Source organism: Phenylobacterium sp., assembly GCF_004299445.1.
GTDB lineage: Bacteria > Pseudomonadota > Alphaproteobacteria > Caulobacterales > Caulobacteraceae > Phenylobacterium.
On the sequence record NZ_SCTC01000091.1, the window covers coordinates 1 to 1,173 of the forward strand.

A 1,173-nucleotide genomic window follows, 5' to 3' on the forward strand; every position below is an offset into this window, starting at 1 on the left:
CGCTCAACGACAACCTGCCGAGCCGCCTCGACGAGGAGACCGGGCTCCTGCACGGCCTCGGCACCTGTGACATGAAGGGCGGCGACGCGGTCATCCTGCGGCTCGCCGCCACCCTGCCCGAGCCCAACCGCGACCTGACCTTCGTCCTCTACGAGTGCGAGGAGATCGACTCGGAGTTCAACGGCCTCAACCTGCTCAGCCAGAGCCACCCCGAGCTGCTCACCGCCGACTTCGCGATCCTGATGGAGCCCTCCAACGGCGTCGTCGAGGCCGGCTGCCAGGGCACGCTCCGCGTGGACGTCCGTACGACGGGCGAGCGGGCCCACTCCGCGCGCAGCTGGAAGGGGGTCAACGCCATCCACAAGGCCGCCGACGTCCTGGCCCGGCTCAACTCCTACGAGGCGCGCAAGCCCGTGATCGACGGGCTGGAGTACCACGAGGGGCTCAACGCGGTCTTCGTCCGCGGCGGCGTCGCCGGCAACGTCGTACCCGACGAGTGCGTGGTCGAGGTCAACTACCGCTTCGCCCCCGACCGCTCCGAGGCCGAGGCCGAGCAGTTCGTCCGCGACTTCTTCGAGGGCTTCGAGGTCACCCTGACCGACACCGCGCCGGGCGCGCTGCCGGGGCTCGACCGCCCCGCCGCCAAGGCGTTCATCGACGCGGTCGGCGGTCCCGACGCGGTGGTCAACCCGAAGTTCGGCTGGACCGACGTCGCCCGCTTCACCGTCCTCGGCGTGCCGGCGGTCAACTTCGGCCCCGGCGACCCGATGCTGGCTCACAAGCAGGAGGAGTTCGTGCCCGTCGACCAGATCCGCAGCTGCGAGCGCGCCCTCACCGACTGGCTGGGGGAGACCCGATGAAGTCCAAGGCCAAGGGCCCGATCCTGCAGCGCCGCGACCAGGTCGACGCCACCACCACCGACCAGCGGCTGCTCGACTCGCGCGGCCCGACCGACTGGGTCCACTCCGACCCGTGGCGGGTGCTGCGGATCCAGGCGGAGTTCGTCGAGGGCTTCGGTGCCCTGGCCGAGCTCGGCCCGACGATCGCGGTCTTCGGCTCCGCGCGCACCCCCGCCGACCACCCGTCGTACGTCGTGGCGGAGCAGGTCGGCCGCCGGCTGGTCGAGGAGGGCTTCGCCGTGATGACCGGCGGCGGCCCGGGCGTGATGGAGGC

General features: G+C 71.9%; 1 protein-coding gene and 1 pseudogene. Both read left to right on the forward strand.

Annotated elements, in window-relative coordinates:
- The coding region (gene dapE, locus EPN98_RS24425; RefSeq protein ID WP_293365619.1) for a succinyl-diaminopimelate desuccinylase at window positions 1–860 on the forward strand (860 nt) is incomplete at its 5' end.
- Window positions 857–1,173 (forward strand): annotated as a pseudogene (locus EPN98_RS24430) (TIGR00730 family Rossman fold protein); the annotation flags it as partial. The gene dapE and the pseudogene EPN98_RS24430, both read left to right, overlap by 4 nt.